This window comes from Candidatus Uhrbacteria bacterium (assembly GCA_016699205.1).
GTDB lineage: Bacteria > Patescibacteriota > Patescibacteriia > 2-12-FULL-60-25 > 2-12-FULL-60-25 > CAIXDN01.
The window spans coordinates 1007523-1033942 of sequence record CP064964.1; the positions used below are offsets into that span (position 1 = coordinate 1007523).

Genomic DNA, 26420 nt, shown 5'->3' on the forward strand with positions numbered 1-26420 from the left:
GCGAGCTTACGGAAAGTAAGCCTCGGGATCAAGGATGTTCACATAAGCCGAGATTTCCGTGCGTGTGATTCCGCTCAAATTATCGAACCAATTTACGATGAGAGGCTGGCTTGATCCTGCGCCAACCTGTTGTTTTCCGATGGTTGTTACGCCTGCCGGAGTCGTGCCGCGATAAAGAATAACGGTGAGATCGACATTCCAGTAACCATATGGGCTTGGATTGCTAAAAGTTGAAGATGTTTGTCCGACGATTTGCGCGCCAATGGTTAGATCGCGTCGATAGGTGATATCGGAGAAATCAAATTGTAGGCGATTGGCTGCAAAGGCGGCGTAGTCTTTGTTGACGGCGTTTGGATCAACGCGATGCCACTCGATATTCTCGATAACGAGCTGGGCATTTCTCGAGGTTGTGTCAATGCTTGAACCGAGCTCGGTTAAGTAGCGCTGGCTTTTTGGAAGGATGAAGCCTTTACGCGCGTCGGTCATCAAGTCGCCGATGCGGAATCGATAGTCAAAGCTGGCCCACCAGGTTTCGTTGGAGTTGGAGAGCTGCACCAGGAAGTCTTTACGATTGCCGGAAATTTCAAAGACGGTTACGTCGCTGGGGAGCAGTGCTTGAGGCGTTGTTGCTTGGAGGCCAGAAATCGCCAGTTGATTTTCCGCGATAATGCGCGGGATACGGGCTTCACGCGGATAGGAGATGATGTAGGCGTCTAGAAGCGACCAAAGTACAAAAGCCCAGAAGATGATATTGAGGATAATGAGCGTCCAACGAATAATGGAACGCATGCGTTCACGATTACGAACCCACCAGCTTGCGAGCTGAAGTTCTTGCTCGGTCATTCCAGAGCCGATGATGTGTTCGTCAGGCATGGGCCTATTTTAGCACCCTTCCGAAGGCTTGACGAAATGGCTGGATAGAGCCGGATTTTCATGCTAATCTCTTGTGGACTTTTATGGCCAAATCCGAACCGAAAAAGAAGATTATGGGCGCCTATGGTGCCGAGCAAATCTCCGTTCTTGAGGGGTTAGATCCGGTGCGCAAGCGTCCTGGCATGTATATCGGCTCAACAGGTCCGGATGGCTTGTTCCATCTTCTCCGTGAAATTGCCGACAACTCATTTGATGAGGCGATGGCCGGACATGCGGATGAAATTATTGTCACGCTTTTGCCGGATGATCGCGTATCCGTATCCGATAATGGCCGCGGTATTCCGGTCGATAAGCATCCGAAGACAAAGGTTTCTGCATTGGAAACGGTTCTTACCGTGCTACATGCGGGAGGTAAGTTTGGAGGCGATGACTCAGGCTATAAGATCTCCGGTGGTTTGCACGGTGTAGGCGCATCAGTCGTTAACGCTCTTTCAGAACACTTGGAGGCAATCGTTGAGCGTGACGGGGGAATGTATAAGCAGGAATATTCGCGTGGGAAACCCAAGGGTGAAGTGAAAAAGATTGGTACAAGTAAGCGTCATGGAACGACGATTATTTTCAAGCCGGATCTTGAAATTTTTAAAGAAGGAACACGATTTGATTATCAGCGCGTGGTCGATCATTATCGTCAGCAGTGTTATCTCACCAAAGGGATCAAGCTTGTTGCGATCGATGAACGCGAGAAAGGTCAGCATGATGCCTACGCGTTTTATTTTGAAGGCGGCGTTTCTTCTTATGTCCGACATTTGAACCATAAGAAGCAGCCAAAACACGAAAATATTTTCTTTGTTGAGAAACAGGTCGATAAGGCCGAGGTTTCGATTGGCTTGCAGTACACGGATGATTACGTTGAAACGCTGTACGCATTTACCAACAACATTATCAACCCGGAAGGCGGTACGCATGTCCAAGGGTTTCGTGCTGCATTAACGCGCGTTTTGAATAGCTACGCACGCACCAAGGGTTATTTGAAAGAGAAGGATGACAACTTGTCGGGTGAGGATGTGCGTGAAGGTATGACGGCGGTTATCTCTATCCGTTATCCAGAGCCGCAGTTTGAAGGTCAAACAAAGGGTAAGCTCGGTACGCCGGAAGTACGCGGTGCGACGGAATCGGTGATGGGCGATGCCTTTGCGATGTTTTTGGAAGAGCATCCGAAAGATGCTGAGGCGATTATTGGGAAGTGTGTCCTTGCGCAGCGTGCCCGTGCTGCTGCCCGTGCTGCTCGCGACACCGTGCTACGCAAGGGTGCTTTTGAAGGTTTGACGCTGCCTGGTAAGCTCGCCGACTGTTCCAACCGCGATCCGCAAGCCTGTGAACTCTTCATCGTTGAGGGAGACTCTGCCGGTGGATCGGCTAAGATGGGACGCAATCGCGATATTCAGGCGATTCTGCCTTTGCGCGGAAAGATTTTGAACGTCGAGCGCGCTCGTCTCGATAAAATGCTTTCGAGCGAGCAGATCAAGAACTTGGTGATTGCTCTGGGCACGAATGTCGGTGAATTGTTTGACATGTCCAAACTGCGTTATCACAAAGTTGTGATCATGACAGACGCTGACGTCGACGGAGCTCATATCCGTACGCTTCTCCTGACGCTGTTCTATCGCTATTTCCCGGAATTGATTTTGAAAGGCCACGTTTACATTGCTCAACCGCCATTGTTCCGAGTCGCCAAGGGCAAGAATATTAAGTACGCGTTTAGTGAGGCTGAGCGCGATAAACTTGTCGATGAGCTCGTGAAGATCAAGGAAGAGAAGGCCAAGGCTAAAAAGGGAAAGAGTGAAGAGGTCGAGGAAGAGGCAGAGGTTGTCGATGGTGAAGAGGAGGTCGTGAAAACGATCGGCGGCGTTGCTATCCAGCGTTACAAGGGTCTTGGAGAAATGAATCCTGAACAGCTTTGGGAAACGACGATGGATCCGGCGGTACGCATGATGAAGATTGTTACCGTTGATGATGCGGAAAAGGCAAATGAAGTTCTTGATATCTTGATGGGCTCGGAAGTTGCGCCGCGCAAGAAGTTCATTCAGACGAATGCCAAGCATGTAAAGAACTTGGACGTATAAATCAAAAGAGCCTCTCACGTAGAGGCTCTTTTGATTTTTAGGAGTATGATTTGAATATGTACTGGATTACCGTCTTTTTTTTCTACTCATTTTTTGGTTGGTGTCTCGATAGCGGCTATCGGAGCTGGTTTGCGCGTCGATGGGTCATGGGAAATGCGCTGAAACCGATTCCGTTGTCTCCTATTTATGGTGTAGGCGTTATCTTTATTTTATTGCTCGAGCCCGCTTTTGCCGCTTGGCCGATTCTTTTTCAGTGGATTGGATACGGGGCCGTGCTCGCTACGATCGAGGGCTTGTCCGGACCTGTGGTTACTCGCGTTTGCGGGCGTCCGCTTTGGAAATATTCTCGTGACAATTCTTTTCTTGGATATACGGATCTTTGGCATGCGGCGATTTGGGGATTGCTAGCATTGCTCGTGATTTGGTTTGTGCATCCGTCTATTTTTTCTGCCGTAGGTTGATCTGTCCACAAGACGATTGTCGGGATGCTTGTTTCGGGCTATAACGGATGTATGAGTCTTCGACAGTCGCGCTTGATCGTCGAGTGTCCGCATTGCCACGCTACCTACACGGAAGAAACCGTGACCTTGGTACGCGATGAGGGCGAGCGGAGGCTTTTTCATTGCGCCTGTCCATCGTGTAAACGGTCGATGATTGCCCTGATTCGCGACCATGAAGGCTGGATCAGTACGATGGGTTTGGTAACTGATTTGGATGCGGCAGATGCAGTTCGACTCGCTAGCGAGAGTCCGGTTGGAGCTGATGAGTGTATTCGAGCATATCAATATATCAGTCAACAGAGCCAAAATCTCTGTCAGACTCTCTTAAAGCGCTCCTCTTGACGGAATCGGGTCTTTTCCGTAAGATTTAGGCACTTTTTTCGACTATGATTTACGCATTATCCGCCAAGACCCGTACCAGCATGGGCAAGCGCTCCAAGGATGAACTCGCTCAGATGCGCGTTCCGGCTGTTATGTACGGCTCCGGTGTGGCCAACCAGAATGTTTCCGTGCCTCGCTCGGAGTTCTTGAAGGTCCTCAAGCAGGCCGGCTACTCGAGCCTTATCGACATTACTGTCGGTGAGACTTCTCCGGTGAAGGCTGTTATCAAGGAAGTGCAGGTTCACCCACTTTCCATGGAACCGATTCACATCGATTTCCATCAGGTTCGTATGGACCAGGAAATGGAAGCGGTGATTCCGTTGAAGTTTATCGGCGAATCCAATGCGGTTAAGGCTGATGCCGGTACGCTTATCAAGTCGCTCGACGAAGTCGAGGTTCGCTGTTTGCCAGCCAACTTGCCGCATGAGCTTGAAGTCGACTTGTCCAAGCTTGCGACATTCGAGGACTCGATCACGGTTGCCGACATCAAATTGCCTAAGGGCGTTGAGCTCGCTACGGATCCTGAACTTACGATCGCTACGGTTTCTCGTCCGTTGACGGAAGATGAGCTGAAGAAGCTTGAAGAGAGCCAGGTCGGCGATGTCAGCGAAGTGAAGTCCGAAGCCGAGTTGAAGAAGGCCGCCGAGGAAGCCAAAGCCGCCGAGGAAGCCGCTGCAGAAGCCAAGTAACTTTCCACATGAACTTGAATCCCGAGATTGTTCTGGGATACGCAAAACGGTTTCGCTGGCACATCGCCATCGGAACCGTTTTTGTTGTCGCGTTGTGTGCGGTAGCGCTTTGGTTGATTTTGTCCGGCGCAACGCGTTCATCAGGTAGCGGCGGTACGGATACTGGTTTCCAGGTTCCTACATCGACAGAGGCTTTAGTTGCCCGCCGTTTGGACGGTGTTTTGGTTTCGCCTTCTGTAGCTTCGCTGGCTCCAAGATCTGTGATGATCGAGAATCATCCGGATGCGCGTCCTGTTTCTGGTTTGTCTAAAGCGTCCATCGTGATTGAGGCGCCTGTTGAGGGCGGGATTACCCGTTACTTGGCCTTCTTTGCTGCATCGACGACCTTGCCGCAGATTGGTCCGGTGCGCAGCGCTCGACCTTATTATGTCGATTGGGCTGATGGTTGGAATGCCTCGTATTTCCATGTTGGTGGGAGCCCGGATGCTTTGGAAAAGATTTCTGCTTTGGCCGGATTTACTGACGTGAATGAATTTGCGCAGGGCAATAGCTTTTGGCGCGACAATACGCGATCAGCGCCGCATAATGTTTATACAAAGAATGAGTTGATGGATGCGATTCTTGTTAAGGAAGGCGTCGCAAGTTCAACAGCTCCTGTTGCTTGGCATTTTCAGGATGCGGCCAGCTCGACGGATCGCGGTACCGTTGACGAGGTTCGTATTCCATACGGCGGATCATTTAATGTTCGATGGGATTTTGATCCGGAGCGTGGCGTGTATGCCAGAAGTTTGTCCGGTGTTGCTCAAAAGGATCGTGATGGATCTGTGGTTGAGGCGGAGAACATTATCGTTCTTAAAACAGAGCAGCAGGTTCTTGATACGACAGGACGTTTGCGTATTCGAACAACAGGAAGCGGCGAAGCGGTTGCGTATCGTGATGGAAAGCGTTTTGTCTTGCGATGGCGCCGCTCAGCTGGCGAGCCGATCCGTTTTGAATCGACAGATGGAACAGAATTTATTTTTACGCGCGGACGTACGTGGATTGAAGTAACGACCAGCGATCCGATTTTTGGTGGTATTGGCGGTTAATCGGTTCTCAGGACTTCTAAAATTCTGTCGCGTCCGCAGCGGTCGTGATGGATACGGATGATAGCGTTTGGAAAAAGACGCGCGGCGATGTCGCGGAGTTTTGGTGCTTGAGGCGGATCGAACTCAAGTAAAACGAATGCGGCGTTATGCTCACTTGCTTGGGCGAGGAGCCGTTCGTTAAGCGCTAGACCTTTGTTAGAAGCAAAGAGCGCCATGGATGGTTCGTAACTCGTTACGCTTTTAGGCATCGAACGTTTGTCTTCTGGAGGAAGGTAGGGGAGATTTGCCAGGATACAGAGCGGGGAGTCGGTATCGATTTTGTTCAGGAGTTTTGCGGTCAGCAAGTTCCCTTTATTAAAATGGATTTTTGCTTTGAGGTGTTTGGCATTTTTTTTGGCAATGGCTAATGCGCGTCTGGAGAGATCGGTTGCGAAGACCGTTGCGTCATGCGATTCAAGCGCCATGGTTATGCTGATGGCTCCTGAGCCGGTGCCTACATCGATAATGGTTGGATGCTTGAGATGCTCCAATCGGCGGAGGGCGATTTCTATCAAATCTTCTGTTTCCGGACGAGGGATGAGGACGCGTTTATCGACGTAAAAATCACGACCATAGAAAGGAGCGGAATTAAGGAGATAGGCGAGCGGTTCATCGCGTAAGCGGCGACGTAGGAGTCGGTTGAGATTCCAGAGCTGAAGTGTTTTGAGGGTTGCATCGCGGTGCGTCAGGAGCCAGGATCGATCCCGTTTAAGAATCTTGGAAGCGATCCAATGGACGTCCTGATGAGCGATGTCTTTATCTTTAAGAACATGCGCCAGACGCTTTTCTGCGTCTGCGAGCCAAAGGGCGAGTGTCAGGGTCGGCATCTTGCCAAATTCTACTCGATTCCGTATTATTCCGCTACGTTTGCGGACGTTTAGCTCAGTTGGTTAGAGCGCACCGTTCACATCGGTGAGGTCGCAGGTTCGAATCCTGCAACGTCCACCATCGATGACCCCGCCCAACGGCGGGGTTCGTTGTACCATGTAGATATGTCCAACCTTGTTTCCATCGCCGCCGGTCACATTCGTGACATTTTGGCCGGTGCCATCAAACGCGCTCCAAGCGAGCGTGTGGTTGTGATTTATGATCTGCAATCCGGTTTGTCCAAAATCATGGCCGATGCTTATCGCGAGGCGATTCCTGATGGGCGATTTATTGATTTTGCCGAGACGGATGCCGCATCGATTTTGAAATTGATTGACGAACTTTCACCCGGAGATGTTTTTGTACTTGTTCAATCGAATAGCTTTCGATTGAATGAATTCCGAATTCGTATCGAATTATTTAAGCGTAAACTCAAGTGTATCGAGCATGTCCATTTGAATCGCATGGCAGAAGACCAGTATGCTACTTGGGTCGACGCGTTGGCTTTTGACCAAAATTATTTGCAGACAAAAGGTCATGGGTTAAAGGCGGTTTTGGATCAGGCCTCGACGGTGAAGATCATTGGAAAGGATTCTGAACTCGTGTGGGAAGGTGGAATGGAAGAGGCGAAGCTTAATATCGGCGATTATACGGGGATGGAAAATATCGGCGGTACGTATCCGATTGGCGAAGTGTTTACGGAGGCACGCGATTTGTCCAAGGTAAATGGTTCGTTTCGGATTTATGCCTTTGCCGGGGATGATTTTAACGTGCGATTTTTTGAGCCGTTTCTGGTTACTGTCGTCGATGGGATTTTGATTCCTGGCGAGGATGCACCGGAGGAATTCAAGAAGATTATGGACTTGATTCGTGCGGAAGAACGCGTGCTCGTGCGCGAGCTTGGTGTCGGGATGAATCGGGCTATCTCACGCAAGACGCCGGTGAACGATATTACGGCTTTTGAGCGCGTACTTGGCTTGCATATGTCGATTGGTGAGAAGCACGGCGTCTACAAAAAGCCGGGTTTGATTCCGACGAAAACGCGTTATCATGTGGATGTTTTTCCGGCTTTTGAGCGTTTGGAGATCGATGGCAAGGTTGTGTTTGATAATACTCTTGCCGAGAATCAAATTTTGGTGTAGGTTCGAATTATATGGTTTGGGCACTTGTTATCGCGATCGCGCTCCACATCTTTGCCTATTTTCTTTATAAAATGGGTTCGGATGTGCTTGAAGCCGGCAATCATTTTCCGGTTGCTTGCGGTATTTTTATTGTTTTTTTGATTGCGGCTGCGGTTGGTTTGAAGTTCATTATCCCTAATCCAGGCGCAGCTAACGTTGCATCGATTCCACAAGCTTGGATGGATCCGGTGTTTGCCGCAGAGTAGACAAAAAGCGCCTTCGGTGGGCTCTTTTTGGTATGATCGATCTATGAAATATCGATTGTTCCTGGGTTTTGCCGTTATCGTGATTGTGGCGTTTGGAGGATTTCTCTATGCGGCATGGCCATATCGAGGTTTGGTTCCGACTTTGATACCGCCGCCGATCGATCTTGGTGAGGCGACTCCCACGACATCTTCATCGACAAATGATGTAGGGGAGATGCAGCCTGGGAAGAATGAGACGGGATTACCTTTGAAATTGCCGGACGGATTCTCAATGAATGTGTTTGCAAAGAACACGCCTGGTGCCCGCGTGGTTTTGGATGTTGGTGATGCATTGATTGTTAGTCTTACAACTGCCGGTAAGATTGTCCGATTGGTCGATGCCGATAAAAATGGGATTGCGGAACGTGTAGAAGAATTGGCCCGCGGCTTAAATAAGCCTCATGGACTGGCATTGCGTACCACCGGAAACTTGCGATTTGTGTATGTCGCGGAATTGCAGCAGCTTTCACGTTATGAGTTGAGTGCTGAAGGGAAGCTCATGAATAAAACCAAGCTGACGTCGCTGCCGTCAGGAGGACGGCATTTCACACGCACCATCCTACGTAAAGATGTCCCGTCTGAAAGCGATATTTATCTTTCCATCGGTTCATCTTGCGATGTCTGTAATGAAAAAGATGCACGGCATGGAACGGTGCAGATCTGGAATGGTTCTGAAATGAAGCCTTACGCGCAGGGGTTGCGTAATGCTGTCTTTATGACGTACGGGCCTGATGGAAAGATTTGGGTAACGGAAATGGGCCGGGATTTTCTTGGCGATGAATTGCCTCCGGATGAGATCAATGTTCTTGAAGCGGAAAAGAATTACGGTTGGCCGACGTGTTACGGACAAAATATTCACGATACGCAGTTTGATAAGAATACGTATATCCGTAATCCCTGCATGGAGCCATTTGAAATGCCGAGTAAGATCGATTTACCAGCCCATTCCGCACCGCTCGGTCTCGCGTTTATCCCTACGGGTAAAGGTTGGCCTAAGGAATATGAAGGTAACCTGCTTGTAGTCTTCCACGGCTCTTGGAATCGATCGGAGCCGACGGGTTATAAGGTGCGTCGATTTGTCCTTGATGCTAATGGCAATGTCGTGAAGGATGAAGATTTTATTTCTGGTTGGTTGGATGATGCGAGCGTGCTTGGCCGTCCTGTTGATTTGAAATTCGATAACAACGGGACATTGTTCATCTCCGATGATCGTGCAGGTTTGGTATATCGTGTGACGCCGCCTAAACGATAAGCGGAAGTTCTGCTAAATCCATCTTTTCTCCCGTGATAACGCTATCGATGCGATAGGCGCCGTGAGTTGGAGCTTCGATGTAGCCGTTCCAGGCAAAACGCGCGAGACCGCCGGAATCGACCCAATCAAAGAGCCATTCATTGGCGTATTTTGGATCGAGCTGTGGAGTGCCGGCATTTACGGTTTCCAGCCATTTTTTGTTGAAATCTTCTTGTGAGCCGATGGGCGGAGCCATGATAATCGGCAGCCCGAGCCCTGCGTAAAAAGAGAGTTCACTGGGTTTGGTCCAAAGAATGTCTGTTGTACGGAGGGTTTTGGCAAAACTTCGGAAATAGCTCGGGCGATCGGAGTACCAGTGGATATGTAGGCTGCGTTCAATCGTTTTTTTCATCCCAAGGTCGATGGCGGCCTTTTTGAATTCTTTTGCAAGGTTTTCTCGTGTACCAGCTTCTAGGTTGAGACGAATCTCATTCCGGATGAGTCGAGTTTTAAGGCTCTGCATGAGCTCGATGCCGAGTTTGTGCTGCGCTCCGGCGCCGCCGACCGTAAATGTGAGCGTGAGGGGATGCTTTTTTTTGAATTGGCAAAGTTGTGGACCGAGTTCATCATGAAGAATCTTGGCATACTTTTGGATAAAGATGCCTTTGGGGTCAAGATTGCAGATACGCGCGGCAAGATCGCTTTTAACGATGGAAGCATCAGATCCGCCGATATTTCCTTTTGGTAGTGGAAATCCGGTGAGAAAAATATTTTCTTCACGGACTCCATAGAGCTTTAAGCGTTCAACGACACGGCCATTGGAGGCAAAATATTTGATGCGTGATTTTTTGGGGTCAACCGGCACCCAAGCACGGGAAATGTCCGTGTCGCATGTCACGATGTAGATATCGCCAGGATAGCCGTAATACTCGGCAGCGAATGCCGGGAGAAAGAATGTTGAAACGAATGGGAGTTTGCGCTTGGAGAGTTTTTCAACGAGATGTTTGCCCAATCCGTTTTTAATCGAGCGATAGATTTGATTGAGCTGGATCGTTGAGCGGCTTAGATCGCGGCGCGGATAGAAGTCCGGAATACGTTGAAAACGGTCCATGACCCCAAAAGCCATTGGTCCGATGACGGGTAATGGCTGCAGTCTTGAGATTTGCTCGTAGAGCTGGCGTGATGCGACCCACTGTTTTTTTTCCGATTCTGGAATGCCGGGATAGTTGTTTGCCGTGATGATGTCGCCATATGCCAAGTCCTCAAGGCCAAAGGCCGCGCGTTCATGGCCATAGCCCATGTTTACAGAAATGACCCATGCCTTGTTGTGCATGAGTCATATTCTACCACACGTATTTTATTTCTTTTTGGATTCCCTGGATTTTCTAGGCTCGGGTTCTTCTGATTCTTCTTTCATGTCGATTTCCTTGATATAGGATTCGAAATGTTTTTCGTAGCGTTCCTCGACCATGCGGTCGAGCGCGTCTTTTTTTAGACTCGTCGATTTATTACCGAGTTCTTTCAAGGTTTCGTTCTTGGCTCGATGCCAGGCCCATTCATCGGTATAGACGTACCAGGCGTAATTCCAAAGCTCATCTTCCATTTCATGGAGCATGGCATGGGCGCGTTCTTCCGAGATGCCGAGCACCTCTTCCAGCTTGGAAATTGATTCTGGGTATGCTGCTTCCTCAAGACCTTGCTCGCGTCGAACAAGGCTTTCCGCGACATAACGTAGAAGCATTCCGCGATGGAATTCTTCTAGCTCGCGTTTTGGAAGGGTGAGAGAGACGAACTCCTGATGCATAGGGCGGGTGTCAGGTTTCAGTTAGCCGTTACTTCAGTACATCGGGCGATGTCGGTTTGCGAACGTCGATTTGGTAGCAGGTGCGTCCGGTACCATGCTCCCAGAATTTGGAAGTGGACGGATTATAGTTGGTTGGTTCAGTGCTGTTTGTGACCGTGCCGAATGTCGCGCAGAGCGAGTAGCTGTCGGAGTCGGTCAGGGTGTATTCATATTTCTCGCTTGTTTCCGGATCAACAATGGAGCCGACGTATGCATCGCGGGTTGCTTGCAGTGTTTCAAGATCTTTTGGAAGGGCCTTGTTAAGGCTCCAGTAGTTATCGACCGCGTAGGAAATGGATTGCAGTTCCGAGATGCGGCGATCATCAAAGCGGCGTGCACGCTCGGCAGAAGGGGAGCCGGCGATCCATAGACCGGAAACCGAAACGACAGTGACGATCGCTACGACGACCGAGATAAAGGCTTTCAATCCAGCAGGATAGGCTTTCCAGTTGCGAGGAATCTCTTTTTCTTCCCCACGCAAATCCCAAAGATAGTAGCCAAAGATGGAGCCGGCAATCGCTAGAACAATGATGACTTTCAAGAGGAAGCGTGTGGTGATTTCGCCGCTCAAGAAGTAGGTGACGAGCGTGATCAAATCGCCGATGATAACGCCGGCGGCAACAAAGAGCGTGACATAGGTGAGCCACTTGCGGACTTTGGATGAACGCTTTTCCGGGTCACGGGCGATGGCTTGGCGAAGCATGCGCGAGATCCAGTAGAAAATCGGGAAGGTGATGATGAGGGCTGCGGTTGCGGAGCGGATTACGGATGTTGTTGATTCGTAAATGTACGAGTACTCGACGGCGTCTGGCAGCCAGCGGTTTACAAATTGAAACAAGTTGGTTCCAAGACTGATTGCGCTGATGTACAGCGTGAGGAACATGACGAGGTACATGAATGCCTCGCGTGCCGAGAGATAGGGTTTGCGCTTTGGGACGGCAATCGGGAAATCAATATCGGCATAAGCATCGATAGCCGTTCTTACCTCATCGTCCGGCCAACCTGCGGAGCCGAGCGCGTGAGCCAATTTTTCTCGGGAAAGTCCTTTTTCCAAGCCTTCTTTTACGAAGAGTTGCAGGTCGTTATTCATATGGAGTTACTGTAGTAAAGTTAGAGCTTTTTGTCCAAAAAACAGTCCCCGACTCGATGTGTATCGGATCGGGGATCAGGGGCTGTATTTTTTTTGGCAGAGTTCGAGTTTATCCTTTGGAAGATAGAACATGCGGATGGAGGACCATTTTCCATTCCAGAACTGCTCTAGATACATCTCGTATCGCGGGCGCTCTGTAATATCTATAGCGACATTGAGCGACGAGTCGCCCCAAAAGAACGCGTTGGTGAGTATGGCGACGAGGCGGGTGTTTGTCGGGATAGCCAAGGGCCAGGTTTTCTCGGCGATCTCTACGTCTTCCTCGCCATGTTTGATGACGGCCTCTACGTTGAGGATGTGTTCATTCATGCTTGTCAATTCCTCCACGCAGGGTGATCATGTGCACCTATGGCTCAAGACGTCAAGCGATTGGCATTGGAATTGCATGAGAAACTGCGGGGAAAGATTCGTATTGAACCAACCTGCACGATCGAGACAAAAGAAGATCTTACGTTGGTTTACTCGCCGGGTGTCGGAGCCGTGTCTCAGGCGATTGCGGCTGATCCAGCTTCTGTTGATCGATATACATGGCGTCGGAATACTGTCGCGATTGTTTCTGATGGTTCTGCCGTACTTGGCTTTGGCGACATCGGACACTTGTCAGTACTACCGGTGCTTGAAGGCAAGTCGGCGATCTTTAAGCGTTTTTCCGGCATTGATGCGATTCCGATTTTGATCGATACAAAAGATGTGGATGCGTTTGTCGAGACGGTGGCGCACATCGCCTCATCGTTTGGAGCGATTCAAATGGAAGATGTTTCTGCGCCGCGTTGTTTTGAGATCGAACGTAAATTGATGGAGCGATTGGACATGCCGGTGATGCATGATGATCAGCATGGAACAGCGATTGTTGCGCTGGCTGGTTTGATGAATTCGCTGAAGGTTGTCGGTAAGTCGATGGAGTCGATTCGTGTTGTTTTGAATGGGGCTGGTGCGGCAGGAATCGCGATTGCGCGTTTATTGGTTGATGCCGGAGTGAAGGATATTGTGATGTGTGATCGACAAGGTGCTATTTATGATGGACGTGAGGGATTGAATGATGAGAAGAAAGAAGTGGCGGCATTTACGAATTTGAATAAGCGAACGGGTAGCTTGTCGGAGGTTGCCGTTGGCGCGGATGTGTTGATCGGCGTATCAGCGGCCGGGGCGTTTACCGTAGAGATCGTGAAGTCGATGGCAACGAGCCCGATTGTGTTTGCACTTGCGAACCCGGTGCCGGAAATCGATCCGGAGACGGCGGCCTTGGCCGGTGTGGCTGTATTAGCGACCGGGAGAAGCGATTTTGCCAATCAAGTAAACAATGCTTTGTGCTACCCGGGTTTGTTTCGCGGAATGCTGGATAGCGGAGTGAAAAAAGTGACATCGGAGATCAAGCTACGTGCAGCCCAGGCGATCGCCGACTCACTGCCAAATCCGACTCCTGATGCGATTATTCCATCGATTTTTCAGCCTGGTTTGCATGAGCTCGTGGCAAAGAGCATCAAGGGTTAAATTTCTGCTATACTGTGCCGTATGATCGTTCTTGAAGGTGTTTCAAAAGCGTATGGTTCGGATTCTATCGGTTTGGACGATGTTTCTTTGCATATTCCGGCTGGTGAATTCGTCTCTATTGTGGGTCAGAGCGGTGCCGGAAAAACGACGCTCGCCAAACTATTGATGGCGGAGGAGCAGCCGACGAAGGGTCGTATCGAGATCGGTGGTTGGGATATTACCCGTATCAAAGCACGGGAGATTCCGGAGCTGCGTCGGCAGATCGGCGTGATTTTTCAGGATTATAAATTATTACCAAAAAAGACGGTGTACGAAAATGTTTCATTTGCACTGGAGGTTGCGGGAGTTAAGAGCAGAGTGATTCACGATATTGTTCCGCAGGTTTTGAATATTGTGGGTTTGGATGAAAAGTTTAATCGATTTCCGCGGCAATTATCGGGAGGCGAGCAGCAGCGCGTGGTTATCGCGAGAGCATTGGTGCATCGACCCAAAGTATTGCTAGCCGATGAGCCCACGGGAAACCTTGATACATTGAATACGCAGGACATTATGGACTTGCTCGTGAAGATTAATGCTTTTGGAACCACGGTGGTGCTCGTGACGCATAATCGCGAAGTGGTGAATGCGCTGCGTCGGCGAGTGATAACATTGAAGGACGGGAAGGTTGTATCGGATCAGAAGCACGGTAAATACATGTTGACCGTATGACGATGGCTTGGAGAATCTTTGTCGCGAGTTGGAAGCACTTTGCACGCAATCTCTGGATTGGTATTGCAACGGTGTTTGTTTTCACGATCGCTCTGCTCTCGGTGAATGTTCTTCTTGGCGTGAACGCGGTTATTGAGGAAGTGGTGACTTTGTTGGAACAGAAGGTCGACGTTACCGTTACGTTTAATTCTGATGCGCCGGAAGCTTTGTTGTCGCAGGCTCGTTTTTATGTGGTTTCCTTGCCGCAAACAGCTGAAGCGAGGCTGATCACTCCGGCGGAGGCGTTGGAAGCATTCAAGGATCGTAATAAAAATAATCCGAAAATTCTTGAAGCGTTGAATGAATTGGCGGCGAATCCGCTGGGGGCGCAGCTGGTGATCAAAGCAAAGCATCCGGAGGATTATCCTTTTTTGCTCGAGGCAATCCGTAATCCGCAGTACGCTCCATTTATTAGAAGCTCGTCATTTGACGATCATCGAGAAGCGATTGCCAAGATTCAGGACGCGGGAGCACAGATTCGTTTGTTTGCCTCAGCGCTCGTAGCGATCTTTGCTTTCTTTGGCTTACTCGCTGCTTTCAACGCCATTCGTGTGGCGATTTATACGCAGCGTGAAGAGATCGCAATTATGCGTTTGGTTGGAGCGAGCGCATCTTATATCAAGCTGCCATTTGTACTCGAGGGAATTTGGATGGCGTTACTCTCGGCATTTTTAACGGCGGTTGGCGTATGGTCGGTTGTTAAGCTGCTTGAGCCGCGATTGCTGACGGTATTTGATGGCCGCGATCCTGGGCTTTCTGCTTTCTTCATTCACAATGGATTCCAGCTCGTTGCATTCCAGTTGGGTGGTTTGCTTGTTTTGTCGGCGCTCGTGTCATGGATGGCGGTAGGGCGGTATATTCGCCGTTAATATGGTGACACTGCTCTTTGATCGACAAGCGGCATATCTTGGAGAATTGGTGACCAAGGAAGGTGCTTTGCGTCATTTTGTTTTAACGCAGGCTGGCGAGAAGGCTGTTGGCGGTCATGTTTTACAGTGGCAGACGCGCGGAGTCCCTTTTTACAAAGGAATCGCCAAACACGGCGATGATGGTTCATGTGAATTTATTACGTATCGGGAATATGTCGCTTCACGCGATGCGGCTTTCTTGAAGGCTGTGCATCGTTGGATTGCGACGCATGGTTTTCATGCGTACGACATCGACGACTCGATTTTACCAATGTGGGAACGTTTGCTCAGACTTCCGCTTGAGCCGGCTTAGCGTTTTCGTTTTTTGCTCGCGATGCTGAGAACGCCGGTTTCACGTCTGACCGCTTGGCAGGAATTGCTTGAGACCGCGGAACGCGCTTCACATGTTGAGCGTGCTAAAACGCAAGAGACGTTGGCTAAATTGAAAACGGCTGTTTCAAAGCATTTGCTGCATGCGTTTGAACAGGAAAAAACCAAGGTATGAAGGAGAGATTTTTAGAAGCGCCAAAACAGGCGCCCATGTTCTTGGATGAGAGTCTCTATTCTTTGCACGTGGAGGAGGCGCGACATGAAGGCGCCAAACGTGAACGTAAAGGGGTTTTGATGGCGATGAAGCGGTTTTTGGATACGCCAAAAGGCAAGCAGTTAGGAATGGTGATTTTGGGAGCAGGAATGTCCGCGAATGGCGTTTTAGGATACGAGTATTTCACGAGAAGCCGTGCAGCCGTTGATTCTTTTGAAGAAGCGCCGCTTTCTCCGGATTCATTTGCGGGCGATAGACCGTTGGAGGAAGTTCGTGGGGATTTGAATACGTGGATCGGAGCCGAGCGCGTGGCTGAGATGATTCCAATGGAGCGTAGCGATCGTGAGCGTGCGGCTCGCGAACGACGTCGAGAGGAGATTCGGCATGAACCGGTGGCTACTGTTGAGGGATTTGCCGAGCTTGGCGTTTCTCATGAATCGATCACGAATTATTTGGAAGAGGGCTTTCCTCGTTTCATGACGGCAGAGGGAAATGTCGACTCGATTCGATTTACTCCAGAGCATCGCGCGGTTCGTGAGGATTATCATTTGAGTGCAGGCCGGGAGACAGCTGGTTCTTGCTCGATCGCGGCTGGTGCTGATGAATCTCAGATCACGATATTTGGCGCCATGCTTGATGATCGGGGGCATTTGCGCGTTCAAGAGACTTTCCGTCAGGTGCTGACACATGAGCTTGCGCATTCCATTGATTGGACGAATTTGGAGGCGCTTGATCCTGCAACCCGTCTGCGCATGCTTCATCAGATGGCATCGCATGTACGTAATCCGGAGACGCGTTTGTTTTTCTCGTATGTAGAAGAAATCCAGAATGATGATGCGCGTACGCAGCTGGTTAATCGGATTATCGAGTATTACGCCGAGTTTACGCAGGCGGTGTTTGAGAATGCCCCAACCAGCGATATGGATAGCGCGGAGTGGGAAGTGACGACGGTATCTAAGCTTGTCGAAGAATATGCGCGCCGGCCTGAGATGTCGGAAAAGGAAACGGCTCGACTCAATCGCGCCGTGCTTGATGATGTGCGGCTTGTGCGTGAAGTTATCCAGGTGTATGAGCCGGATTTTGATTGGCGTGCGGCTTCAGCAGCGAGACGCGATATCGTGATGGAGATGTCGCGTGAAATGCAGAATGAGCAGATTCGTATGCGGATTACTGGAGTGCCGCTGGAAAGCGCAAGACATCTTTTGGAGGATGCGATGGAGCGCTCAATGGAAGCGTCGTCCGCATCGTCTCTTGAAGATGTGGCTTGGAGAGCGGGAACCGGTGATACGTATTTTACGAGCGCCTATGATCGCGGCTTGATGAGCACGGCGGCCTATGAGCGCGGACGGGAATTGGAACGCGAGATCGATATGGCGCAACGAGCTGCTATTCGGGAAATTGAATCCGGATTATCGGTTGTCGATGCGCCAGCGTATCGGTATCTCATTGCTATTTTGGAAACGCTCGAGAGCTTTGATCCGACGGCGGATTACTCGGATGATCGCCATATTTTGGATGCGCAGATTCAGGATTACGTTTCCTCATTGAAAATGGCGAGTCCTGAACATGTCGATGCAGCGAGGCGCTATCATGAAACGATGACAGGCTCGCGCGGAATTGATGCCGATGTTGCCCGCCGTGTATCGGTTCTTTTGGCAGAGGAGGCCGATTGACGAATCGGCGGTTTTCACGTACCCTTGGGCCACATTCGGGGATCGTCTAATGGTAGGACAGCAGCCTTTGAAGCTGTGAATCTTGGTTCGATCCCAAGTCCCCGAGCCATCAAAACCCGCGTCGAAAGGCGCGGGTTTTGTGTTTGGTGGAAGTGGGTTAGGATTGATTTTGTGACGATGATTCTAATCAAGACCTTGTACAAAATCGGCGATGTTGTTCCGGAAGACGGAATGTATTTATGCGTGCCTTGTAGCTTTGTTCAAGAATTTAAAGCGGGTGAGTTGTTTACGACATGCATCGCGTGTTACGCGGGGACATCTATGGGGCCGGAAGATTATACGGAAGAACACGTTGATTTTTGGGAGAAGTTTGCCTAAGGTTTAATTTGATTTTTGCAGAGATACCGCATCCAATCGTTTTGGCCATTCGCCACGCTCGCAAAGAGATTCTAATCGATCGCCAAGCGTGAGTTTATCGCCATCGTGTTTTACGAGATTGAATTCCGATGGGCAGTCATTGATGCTTGGCGTGAGTCCGGTGCAGCCGGTTTTATTGATGACGGTTGTGACGTCGGGTTCCCAGGTTGTGTTGCCGCATCGATATTGTTCAAATACTTGGGCTGTCTCCATCGAGAATGCTGTTAGGTGGAGTTCTTTGCGGATGAATTCTGCGTGTGAGGCGCCTTCAACTTCCTCGGATGGATCACCGATTTCATAAACACCAACTGTTTGTAAGCTATAGGCTTTCTTTTCACATATCGCATCAGAAAAGAATGTCTGTTCCAGGACCCAGTTGTTTGGCGTGAGTTGGAGACGGCGTTTGGTTGAGGCTTGGTCGCCAGTAGATGAAACGAGCTGTTCACATCCACCGCTGACCCAGTCACCTCGAATGTCGGGGCGATTTTGAGCATTTTGCCAAAGCATACCGATGACGATCAGGATGAGAATTCCTGTGATGCCGGCAAAGGCGGCTGGAGGCAGCGATGCGGGTTTGCGTTCCATAGAATTGCCCCGAGTATACATCGGATGTAGGCTCTTGGAACTATGGTTCCAGCCTTATCTGTCAATCACATCGGAAAAACCTTTAAACTACAGACAGGTGCCGATTTTCAAGCCTTGAATGATGTTTCTCTGGAGATCAAGGCCGGAACGATTCATGGATTGCTTGGTCCAAATGGAGCAGGTAAGTCGACGTTGATCAACTTGATTAGCGGCGTGATGGCTCCTGATTCCGGATCGATTTTGATCGAGGGTGTGGATGTCATGAAAGAGTCCGAGCGATCCAAACAGCTGATCGGTATTGTTCCGCAGGAAGTCGTCATCGAGATGGCTTTTACGGTACGAGAAGTGCTTTGGTTTTTTGCGGGTATGTATGGCGTGCCAGCAGCCGAGCGCGGACCACGTATCGAGAATGCGCTTAAAGATCTCGATTTGATTGATAAGGCTGATGAACGCGCTCGTAGCTTGTCGGGCGGTATGAAGCGCCGGTTGATGATTGCAAAAGCGATCATGCATAAGCCAAAGCTTTTGATTCTTGATGAGCCTACGGCCGGTGTTGATGTCGCGCTAAGACAAAAAATTTGGGAATTGGTGCGTCGATTAAATAAAGAGGGGACAACGATTTTGTTTACGACGCATTACTTGGAAGAGGCCGAGCAGCTTTGCGAGAATGTGACCTTGATTAATCATGGGCGGATTATTAAAGGGGGCTCGGTGAAGGAGTTATTGCGCGAGTCATCGCGTAATATGATTTCTTTTGAGTTGTTCAAACGTGATGTCGAACATTTACCGGGTGTGATCGTTGAAGGGACGGAGTATCGATATCCGATGAAAGACTTGGAGGCAGATGTGCATGCGCTGACAAACTTTTACGGTGGAAATTTGAAATCGATTCGTACAGAAGCTGTTTCGCTTGAGCAGGTCTTTTTGGAAGTAACCAAAGGTTAATATGAATCTGACTTACATGTGGGCTGTGTATGCGCGGGAACTCATGCGTTTCCGTAAGCTTTGGATGGATACATTGTTTACACCGATTGTTTCCATGGGTTTGTATTTGGCTGTGTTTGGTGTGGTCTCTTCCGGGCAGCAGGTTGGAGGTATTGAATATCTCGCATTTGTTTATACGGGATTGCTGACGATGACGATGGTGAACTCGAGTTTCTCGAATCCGGCCTTTGCCTTGGTTATCGCGAGAAATATGGGGACACTGATTGATTTGCAAATGGCGCCGATCGCTCCTTGGCGTATCGGATTGGCTTACTCGATGGCGGCACTTACGCGCGGTTTGATTACGCTCGCTGTTGGTATTACGGCGACCATATGGTTTGTGCCGCTGCGTTCCATCGCCCATCCGCTTTTGCTGCTTCTTGCCTTGGTTTCCACGGGTCTCTTGTTTGGGTTTCTCGGCGTTATTTTTGGAATGCGCGCCAAGAATTTTGAAGCGCTTACCTTTGTGACGAGCTTCGTGTTACAGCCGATGATCTTTTTGGCCGGCGTGTTTTATCCGATCGCGCAGCTACCGGGTATTTGGGCGACGATTTCCCAATTTAATCCGATGCATCATGTTGTGAATTTGGTGCGATTTTCTGCAACGGGTTACTCCGATGCATCGCCGATGCTTTCTTTTGGTATCGTCATCGGAGCAACATTGATTGCGGGAGTTGCGATGCATTTTGTCACGCAGAAAAGCTTGAAAGCATGACGCCGATTCCATACGAATTGAAACGTCGGAGAGGTCAGCGTTCTATCCGGGTGAGCGTTCATCCTGGCGGACGTATTTTGGTTTCTACGGGGTTGATGATGCCAGTGGGGGAGATTGAGAGATATTTGATGCGTAAACAGGAGTGGATCGTGCAGGCTGTGGCCAAGATGAGTGCTTGGCAGCCTGGCTTGTTAGCCAAGCGCGATCCTGAGGATTATCGAGTCTATAAAAAGGAAGCGTTGCGGATGATAGAAGATCGTATTAGTCACTTCAATAAAATATATCAGCATCGCTTCACGGGAGTGTCCGTGAAGAATCATCGGCATTTGTGGGGGAGTTGCTCCCGGCAAGGTCGATTAAATTTTAATTATAAGCTGATTCATTTGCCGCAAGAGCTTGCTGATTACGTCATCGTGCATGAGTTGTGTCATTTGGCGGTCTTCAATCACTCAAAAGCGTTCTGGATGGAGGTGGAGCGTGCGATTCCCGATTGGAAGAAGCGGCGTCTCGCATTGCGCAAGGCGGGAAATGGAACACTTGGATAACACAAAACCCGTCTTGCGACGGGTTTTGATTTGATCGATTAGGTGTGGATGCGCGGCTGGCGTTTGCCGGACGGAGCTTGGATGTCAAAGCCGCGTGCTGGCTTGGCCGAGGAGTGGTTTGAGACTCCGCGCTTGATGAAGCGGTCGTCGCGGCGGGCATTGGAGTAGCCGCTGGAGCGTTCCGAGCGGGCACCGTAGCCGGAGTTGGAGCCAAAGGAGCGCTTTTGGCCATAGGCTGGGCGCTGCGGCTCGTACTCGCGTGAAGCGGCTGGCATGGCGCGGGCCGGAGGAAGTTCCGGAAGGCGACCGACGGGCAGGGCTTTGCGGAGAATGCGTTCAATCGCTTTTACATCGCTGCGCTGGTCAAACATGGCAAAGGAAATCGCTTTACCCGATGCGCCAGCGCGTCCGGTACGGCCGATGCGGTGAACATAGTCTTCTGCAACATCTGGAAGATCGTAGTTGATAACGAGCTCGATGTTTTTGACGTCGATACCGCGGGCGGCGATGTCGGTAGCAATGAGTACGCGATATTCACCGGACTTGAATCCATCGAGAGCGCGGCGTCGCTGGGCCAACGAGCGGTCGGAGTGGATTTCTGCGGAAGCGTGACCCATCGAGCGGACAAGGCGGGCGATTTTGCTGGCGCCATGCTTGGTGCGCGAGAAGACGAGGACGGTGCCGCGATATTCTCCGAGTAATTTTTCAAGCAAGCGGGCTTTTTCATCGCGCGAGACAAAGAAGATTTCTTGATCAACTTTTTCTGCGGCGGTGCCGGCGGCGGCGACTTCTACACGGACCGGAGTCTTCATGTAGCTGTTGGCCATGCCGATGATTTCACTTGGCATGGTGGCCGAGAACAACATCGTCTGGCGATCTTTAGGGACGGCCTGGATGATGCGGCGGATCTGCGGTTCAAATCCCATGTCGAGCATGCGGTCGGCTTCATCGAGAACAAGCGTGCGGACATCATCGAGCTTCAGGGTGCGCTGTTCGATGTGATCGTTCAAACGTCCTGGGGTACCGATAATGATATGCGGCTTGCGATAGAGCATGTTGAGCTGCATCTTCATCGAGGCACCTCCGATCAAGACCGCGGTGCGGAGATTGAGGTGGCGGCCGAGTTTGGCAAAAGACTCTTCAACCTGAAGAGCGAGTTCGCGCGTCGGCAAAATGACGAGACCGCGTCCCTTGGTGATGGCGAGGCGCTGGATCATCGGGATACCAAAAGCAAGCGTTTTGCCGGTACCTGTCTGCGCGATGCCGATAACATCTTTTCCTTCGATGGCGATCGGAATGGACTTGGCCTGGAGTGGCGTCGGCTGGTCGTAGCCATTTTTTTCCAGAGATTCAAGCAGTTTTGGTGCGATGCCGAGACCGTGAAAACCGGTCCCAGTCGCTTGGGTTTGTGGTGACATTACAATGTGTCAATCGGGACCCGCTTCCTGACGGTCACTTCATGTGACGCTTGCCTGGCACGAATCATGGGGTCCCGAGCATGTTCGGAACATCCTTTTCGATTGAGGTCGCAAGAATACCTTATTTTGGCTAAGTTGTCAAACCTGCTATCCTACTATTCATGCAAGCTACTCGTTTACAACAGATCTTTTTTTATGCGATGTTAGCGGGGATTTTGATCCTGGCTTTCATGGTCTTCCAGCCGTACTTGGTTGTATTGGCTGTTTCTGCCATGGCGGCTGTCGCTTTACGCCCTTTTTATTTACGTTTAACGGGTTTGTTACGCGGCCGCTCCGGACTTGCTGCGGTTACGACTATTCTTGTTTTCGTGGTCCTTTTGCTTATTCCTGTCGGATTGATGGGGACGCAGATCGTCCGTGAAGCCGGGGAGCTCTATCAGGAGATCCGCATGAATCGCGATGTTTATCTTCATACGATTGAGGACGTCGTGCTTGCGCCTGTTCGTATTTGGTTTCCGACGCTTGATCTCTCGCTTGATTCAGGTGTTGAGCGTGCATTGGGCTGGCTGACGCAGAATCTCGGACCAATATTTTCTGGGACGGCTAATATTCTGCTTGACTTGTTTTTGGGTATCGTTGCCTTGTTCTATTTTTTACGCGATGGAAAACGCTTTACAGAATCGTTCATGAGGCTCTCTCCTCTGCAGGATCGCCATGATCTTGTTATTATGGCTCGTCTCACCGCTGCCGTTAATTCTGTCATTAAAGGGCAGCTGCTTATCGCCGTCATTCAAGGAGCGCTCACGGGAATTGGTTTTTGGATTTTTGGGGTGCCGAACCCAGCGCTCTGGGGAAGTATTGCTGCTGTTTGTGCTTTGGTGCCGGGCGTTGGTACGAGTTTGGTGCTTATTCCGGGAATTATTACGCTATTGGTTACAGGTCAAACTTGGCCGGCTCTTGGACTGGCGATTTGGGGCGGTTTAGCTGTCGGCTTAATTGATAACATGCTTGGTCCTTATCTTGTTGGACGCGGTGCAAATATTCATCCGATGTGGGTTTTGTTTGGCGTGTTGGGCGGTATTTCCCTTTTTGGACCGATGGGATTCTTGCTCGGTCCGATGATTGTGAGTTTGCTTTTTGCCGTCTTTGATATTTATCGCATGGTGATTTTGCGCAGCGATCAGGAATAAAAAACATCCGCTTCGGCGGATGTTTTTTATTGATTATGGCTGCTTGATCAGTAGCTTTCCTTCCAACTCGGACCAAGGTAGGAAAGCCATTGGCTGGCCGGCAACATACGGAGTGATTTCATATGCATTCCAGAAGAACATGATGCCTTCGCCGGCGAGAAAGAAATTGGTAGCTGTTCCGAATTTCTCGCGCTGCTCTGCTTCCGGCATGGCTGTTGTGTTATTTACGATGCCGTTGATTTCCGTGCGGGCTTCTTCGAACAAGGCTTCTTCGTAATCCTTGAGAATATCGACGTACGCTGCTTTCATGACGGCTTGCAGTTGATCGTTCTTGATCACGTCTCCAAGCGTGAGACGTTGGCCGGTTGCAAGATCGAGTGTTACGGCTTGAATGCCTGGGTTGCCGTGCGCGCCTCCCGTGTATTGGTACGTTTCGATGGTGAGGCTCGCGTAATCGGCGTTGAGCATGTGGACGGTGAAGGTCGAGTCATCGACGTACATCATGTGTTCCACCGATTCCGGTCCAAGCTCTTGCGTCATGCTCTCGATGTCCGATCGGCACATCTCCATGAATTCTGCGCTGACTTCTTCCGGATTCAAGGCAATGGTTCCGGTGGCGGAGATGAGTCCGTAGGCGCGCATGATTTCTTTGTTGGCACGATCGAGTACCGGATTACTCGGTTGTTCTTCTGGCGTCCATGTGTGCGGCTTGGTTAATTCCGGATAGGTGAAGACAAATTGGCAGCGGTCGACGGAGTTGTCGGACCATTTGTCGGAGAAGGTGTAGGCGGCGATACTTGGAGCGCCGGGCCAATCGCTCTTATTAATGGTTGTGGAAGGTGTGTCAGTTTTCATTCCCGGTAACTGTGGAATTTGGCAGCCAGCAGCCAAAAGGAGGGGGAGGGCTAGTAAGCCGAGGCGTGCGTGTTTCATATGTGGCGCATCTTAATATATGATAGGCCGGATGTCTCGCAAGAAGTGGCTCAAGTTTCTGACGACCTTTATTTTGGGTCTGGTGGCCTTGGCGTGGCTCCGGGTCGACTCTGCAGAACTCCCTGCCGATATTGCTCCGGATATTCAGGAAGAGGTGGTGGTCGAGGAGCCTGAGCTTGCGGTTACATCGACGAATGCTTTGGCGATACGTGCGGTTGATGGAGATACGATTGAGGTACAGCTTGATGGATCTGCGGATAAGGTAAAAGTGCGATTGCTTGGCGTAGATACTCCGGAATCGGTTGATCCGAGACGTCCGGTTGAGTGTTTTGGAAAAGAAGCATCCAAATTCACGGCGTCGCTTGTTGATGGGAAACGTATTCGACTTGTCGCCGATCCAAAAGCCGATGAAGTTGATAAGTATGGAAGATTGCTACGGAATGTTATTCTGGCTGATGGAAAAGATTTGAACGCGACATTGATTAGCGAAGGTTACGCGAATGCTTATCTATCTTTTCCTTTGGATAAAACGCGAAAAGCACAGCTGACTGTGTTAGAACGTGAAGCAAAAGAAGCGCAGCGCGGTTTATGGAATCCTGAAACATGTTCCAAATAATATGAGAATGCCTTCACCACCAATTGCAAGAATCGGAATGGGAGCTACCGCGCTGGTTGGCGCATTTGCGTCGGCTTACTTACTTGATGTTTATCTGACGGGCGGACCGATTGTATGTGGTGCGGCTCAATCCGGATGCGACGCGGTGCGAGCATCCGGTTATGCGTATGTGTTTGGTTTGATTCCTCGTCCTGCGCTTGGTTTACTTTTTTACGGAATGATTTTTTGTTTGCTGGTGACTCGATCTGCGACGCAGGCGCATGCACTTAGGCTGCGCCAGCTTTCCTATTTTTTGGCTGCGTTTGGTGTTTTTGAATCCGTATATCTCATTCTTGTTCAGGCGCTCGTTATCGAAGCGTTTTGTCTGTGGTGTTTGATGTCTGGGGCGGCAGCCTTTTTCATTGGCGGATTGGCGATTTTAGATCGGCCTGAACGGCATCATGAAATGTCATCGTTCAGAGAAATGCGAGCGTATTTGGTGATGTTTCTGGTTTATGCACCTTTGGCCGCTGGTTTGTTTTGGTGGTTGACGCGGATCGCGCATTAGGGCAAGTTTCGGCTCGGTCCTTTTGATTGGAGGAAAAATGACGACGACGGATGTCGCTTTGTGTGATTTGGATGGAACGCATTTCCGCAAAACGCTCGAGGTCTCGCTCGCGGATCATCTGATCTCGAGCGGTCTGGTCGAGGCTTCAGCCTTTGCCAAGAGCCGCGTGTTCTACGATGCTTGGAAGCGCCGTGATCTCGACTACCCGCAGCTGACCGACGCGCATTGGCGCGAGGTCTCGGAGGCCTTCAAAGGGCTTCCGGTGGATGCGGTTCGCGATGTCGCACGCCAGATGATCGAGGAGATCGGTGCGAATGTCTACGTCTTCATGCGCGAGCTCATGAAGTCGCTGCACGCGTGCAAGTACAAGGTGATCGGTGTCAGCGGTTCCAACCAGGAGACGGTCGAGATCTTCGGCCAAGCTCATGGCTACGACCGCGTGATCGGTACCGAGTATGCGCGCGAGAACGGTATCTACACCGGCGGCGTGGCCTATTGGCCGGGCGAGAACAACAAGCACGACATCGCCAAGAAGCTGCTCGCCGAGTACGGCGCGTCTCCGGAGCGCTCGATCGCCATCGGCGACACGGTCAATGACTTCGGTATGCTGCAGAGCGTCCGTTATCCGATCGCTTTCAACGCGACGCGCGAGCTCGAGAAGCTCGTACGCGAGTCGTCGAGCGAGTGGAGCCGCAACATCGGTATGGTGACGGAACGCAAGAACCGTCTCCGTATCGAGAAGTTCTATCCCGATCAGCGTTCTCGGCCGCGCGCCTGCGAGTGCACGCTCGAGGACATGCTGCCCAAGGACGTCGCCGAGGAGCTCAAGAGCCGACTCGGCCCCATGTGCGCCTACGATACCAAATGGCCCTAATCCAAGGCCCCCGAAACTCGGGG

Annotated in this window: 31 protein-coding genes and 2 tRNA genes; 24 read left to right on the forward strand and 9 right to left on the reverse strand. The window is 50.5% G+C overall.

Features of this window, described 5'->3' with window-relative positions:
• Positions 1–6: 6 nt before the first annotated feature.
• Positions 7–873 carry a hypothetical protein gene (locus tag IPH19_05125; protein ID QQR60756.1) on the reverse strand — a complete coding sequence of 289 codons (867 nt, stop codon included), beginning with the start codon at positions 871–873 and terminating at the stop codon, positions 7–9.
• Positions 874–956: 83 nt separating this feature from the next.
• Between IPH19_05125 and gyrB the strand changes: the two genes are divergently transcribed.
• The 5 genes from gyrB to IPH19_05150 are packed head-to-tail and all read left to right on the forward strand — an operon-like array spanning position 957 to position 5654.
• On the forward strand, positions 957–2996 hold the full coding sequence (gene gyrB / locus IPH19_05130) for a DNA topoisomerase (ATP-hydrolyzing) subunit B (protein ID QQR60757.1): 2040 nt from the start codon (positions 957–959) through the stop codon (positions 2994–2996).
• Between the two features lie 56 nt (positions 2997–3052).
• Positions 3053–3457, forward strand: coding sequence for a putative ABC transporter permease (locus tag IPH19_05135; protein QQR60758.1), 405 nt, complete (start codon positions 3053–3055; stop codon positions 3455–3457).
• A gap of 51 nt (positions 3458–3508) precedes the next feature.
• Complete coding sequence (locus tag IPH19_05140) at positions 3509–3838, forward strand: hypothetical protein (GenBank protein QQR60759.1); 330 nt, start codon at positions 3509–3511, stop codon at positions 3836–3838.
• 44 nt (positions 3839–3882) lie between these two features.
• Positions 3883–4566, forward strand: coding sequence for a 50S ribosomal protein L25 (locus IPH19_05145; protein ID QQR60760.1), 684 nt, complete (start codon positions 3883–3885; stop codon positions 4564–4566).
• Positions 4567–4574: 8 nt separating this feature from the next.
• Complete coding sequence (locus IPH19_05150; GenBank protein ID QQR60761.1) at positions 4575–5654, forward strand: DUF3048 domain-containing protein; 1080 nt, start codon at positions 4575–4577, stop codon at positions 5652–5654.
• Here the strand turns inward: IPH19_05150 and prmC are convergent.
• A complete protein-coding gene (gene prmC, locus IPH19_05155; protein QQR60762.1) occupies positions 5651–6520 on the reverse strand; it encodes a peptide chain release factor N(5)-glutamine methyltransferase in 870 nt (289 codons plus the stop codon). The genes IPH19_05150 and prmC overlap by 4 nt on opposite strands.
• Before the next feature lie 44 nt (positions 6521–6564).
• Here prmC and IPH19_05160 point away from each other — a divergent pair.
• From IPH19_05160 to IPH19_05175, 4 genes are all read left to right on the forward strand, one after another.
• Positions 6565–6641, forward strand: a tRNA-Val gene (locus IPH19_05160).
• Between the two features lie 44 nt (positions 6642–6685).
• Entirely contained in the window at positions 6686–7702 is a 1017-nt protein-coding gene (locus IPH19_05165; protein QQR60763.1) for a hypothetical protein, read from the forward strand.
• Positions 7703–7713: 11 nt separating this feature from the next.
• Positions 7714–7947: a hypothetical protein gene (locus tag IPH19_05170; protein QQR60764.1), complete on the forward strand. Its 234-nt coding sequence runs from the start codon at positions 7714–7716 to the stop codon at positions 7945–7947.
• A 43-nt stretch (positions 7948–7990) separates the two neighbouring features.
• The gene (locus IPH19_05175) at positions 7991–9238 is read left to right on the forward strand and encodes a PQQ-dependent sugar dehydrogenase (GenBank protein QQR60765.1); all 1248 of its coding nucleotides are present in this window, start codon (positions 7991–7993) and stop codon (positions 9236–9238) included.
• Here IPH19_05175 and IPH19_05180 read toward each other — a convergent pair.
• The 4 genes from IPH19_05180 to IPH19_05195 form a co-directional block, all read right to left on the reverse strand.
• Entirely contained in the window at positions 9228–10550 is a 1323-nt protein-coding gene (locus tag IPH19_05180; protein QQR60766.1) for a hypothetical protein, read from the reverse strand. The genes IPH19_05175 and IPH19_05180 overlap by 11 nt on opposite strands.
• A 24-nt stretch (positions 10551–10574) precedes the next feature.
• The gene (locus IPH19_05185; GenBank protein QQR60767.1) at positions 10575–11021 is read right to left on the reverse strand and encodes a hypothetical protein; all 447 of its coding nucleotides are present in this window, start codon (positions 11019–11021) and stop codon (positions 10575–10577) included.
• 28 nt (positions 11022–11049) lie between these two features.
• Positions 11050–12150: a hypothetical protein gene (locus tag IPH19_05190; GenBank protein ID QQR60768.1), complete on the reverse strand. Its 1101-nt coding sequence runs from the start codon at positions 12148–12150 to the stop codon at positions 11050–11052.
• Between the two features lie 75 nt (positions 12151–12225).
• Positions 12226–12519: a hypothetical protein gene (locus tag IPH19_05195; protein QQR60769.1), complete on the reverse strand. Its 294-nt coding sequence runs from the start codon at positions 12517–12519 to the stop codon at positions 12226–12228.
• Between the two features lie 39 nt (positions 12520–12558).
• Here IPH19_05195 and IPH19_05200 point away from each other — a divergent pair, with 39 nt between their 5' ends.
• From IPH19_05200 to IPH19_05235, 8 genes are all read left to right on the forward strand, one after another.
• Entirely contained in the window at positions 12559–13701 is a 1143-nt protein-coding gene (locus IPH19_05200) for an NADP-dependent malic enzyme (GenBank protein ID QQR60770.1), read from the forward strand.
• Positions 13702–13722: 21 nt separating this feature from the next.
• Complete coding sequence (gene ftsE / locus IPH19_05205) at positions 13723–14409, forward strand: cell division ATP-binding protein FtsE (GenBank protein ID QQR60771.1); 687 nt, start codon at positions 13723–13725, stop codon at positions 14407–14409.
• Between the two features lie 2 nt (positions 14410–14411).
• Positions 14412–15317 (forward strand): hypothetical protein, encoded by a 906-nt coding sequence (locus tag IPH19_05210; protein QQR60772.1) that lies wholly within the window; start codon positions 14412–14414, stop codon positions 15315–15317.
• 1 nt (position 15318) lies between these two features.
• Complete coding sequence (locus tag IPH19_05215; GenBank protein ID QQR60773.1) at positions 15319–15669, forward strand: hypothetical protein; 351 nt, start codon at positions 15319–15321, stop codon at positions 15667–15669.
• A 21-nt stretch (positions 15670–15690) separates the two neighbouring features.
• A complete protein-coding gene (locus IPH19_05220; protein ID QQR60774.1) occupies positions 15691–15861 on the forward strand; it encodes a hypothetical protein in 171 nt (56 codons plus the stop codon).
• On the forward strand, positions 15858–17573 hold the full coding sequence (locus IPH19_05225) for a hypothetical protein (protein QQR60775.1): 1716 nt from the start codon (positions 15858–15860) through the stop codon (positions 17571–17573). Before IPH19_05220 ends, IPH19_05225 begins: the two co-directional genes overlap by 4 nt.
• A gap of 35 nt (positions 17574–17608) precedes the next feature.
• A tRNA-Gln gene (locus IPH19_05230) sits at positions 17609–17682 on the forward strand.
• A gap of 62 nt (positions 17683–17744) precedes the next feature.
• Positions 17745–17951: a hypothetical protein gene (locus IPH19_05235; protein QQR60776.1), complete on the forward strand. Its 207-nt coding sequence runs from the start codon at positions 17745–17747 to the stop codon at positions 17949–17951.
• 3 nt (positions 17952–17954) lie between these two features.
• On the opposite strand, the gene IPH19_05240 is transcribed toward IPH19_05235, so the two are convergent.
• Positions 17955–18575 carry a hypothetical protein gene (locus tag IPH19_05240; protein ID QQR60777.1) on the reverse strand — a complete coding sequence of 207 codons (621 nt, stop codon included), beginning with the start codon at positions 18573–18575 and terminating at the stop codon, positions 17955–17957.
• A gap of 42 nt (positions 18576–18617) precedes the next feature.
• Between IPH19_05240 and IPH19_05245 the strand changes: the two genes are divergently transcribed.
• The 3 genes from IPH19_05245 to IPH19_05255 are packed head-to-tail and all read left to right on the forward strand — an operon-like array spanning position 18618 to position 20819.
• A complete protein-coding gene (locus tag IPH19_05245) occupies positions 18618–19520 on the forward strand; it encodes an ABC transporter ATP-binding protein (protein QQR60778.1) in 903 nt (300 codons plus the stop codon).
• Position 19521: 1 nt separating this feature from the next.
• The gene (locus IPH19_05250; GenBank protein ID QQR60779.1) at positions 19522–20274 is read left to right on the forward strand and encodes an ABC transporter permease; all 753 of its coding nucleotides are present in this window, start codon (positions 19522–19524) and stop codon (positions 20272–20274) included.
• The gene (locus IPH19_05255) at positions 20271–20819 is read left to right on the forward strand and encodes a DUF45 domain-containing protein (GenBank protein ID QQR60780.1); all 549 of its coding nucleotides are present in this window, start codon (positions 20271–20273) and stop codon (positions 20817–20819) included. Before IPH19_05250 ends, IPH19_05255 begins: the two co-directional genes overlap by 4 nt.
• A 38-nt stretch (positions 20820–20857) precedes the next feature.
• Here IPH19_05255 and IPH19_05260 read toward each other — a convergent pair whose 3' ends face one another.
• On the reverse strand, positions 20858–22237 hold the full coding sequence (locus IPH19_05260) for a DEAD/DEAH box helicase (protein QQR60781.1): 1380 nt from the start codon (positions 22235–22237) through the stop codon (positions 20858–20860).
• A 161-nt stretch (positions 22238–22398) separates the two neighbouring features.
• Here IPH19_05260 and IPH19_05265 point away from each other — a divergent pair, with 161 nt between their 5' ends.
• Positions 22399–23427 (forward strand): AI-2E family transporter, encoded by a 1029-nt coding sequence (locus IPH19_05265; GenBank protein QQR60782.1) that lies wholly within the window; start codon positions 22399–22401, stop codon positions 23425–23427.
• Between the two features lie 33 nt (positions 23428–23460).
• Here the strand turns inward: IPH19_05265 and IPH19_05270 are convergent, their stop codons facing one another.
• Entirely contained in the window at positions 23461–24360 is a 900-nt protein-coding gene (locus IPH19_05270; GenBank protein QQR60783.1) for a DUF4163 domain-containing protein, read from the reverse strand.
• Positions 24361–24391: 31 nt separating this feature from the next.
• Here IPH19_05270 and IPH19_05275 point away from each other — a divergent pair, with 31 nt between their 5' ends.
• The 3 genes from IPH19_05275 to IPH19_05285 are packed head-to-tail and all read left to right on the forward strand — an operon-like array spanning position 24392 to position 26397.
• Positions 24392–24976 (forward strand): thermonuclease family protein, encoded by a 585-nt coding sequence (locus IPH19_05275; protein ID QQR60784.1) that lies wholly within the window; start codon positions 24392–24394, stop codon positions 24974–24976.
• Between the two features lie 7 nt (positions 24977–24983).
• Positions 24984–25523: a vitamin K epoxide reductase family protein gene (locus IPH19_05280; GenBank protein ID QQR60785.1), complete on the forward strand. Its 540-nt coding sequence runs from the start codon at positions 24984–24986 to the stop codon at positions 25521–25523.
• Between the two features lie 37 nt (positions 25524–25560).
• On the forward strand, positions 25561–26397 hold the full coding sequence (locus IPH19_05285; GenBank protein QQR60786.1) for an HAD family phosphatase: 837 nt from the start codon (positions 25561–25563) through the stop codon (positions 26395–26397).
• Positions 26398–26420 lie beyond the last annotated feature (23 nt).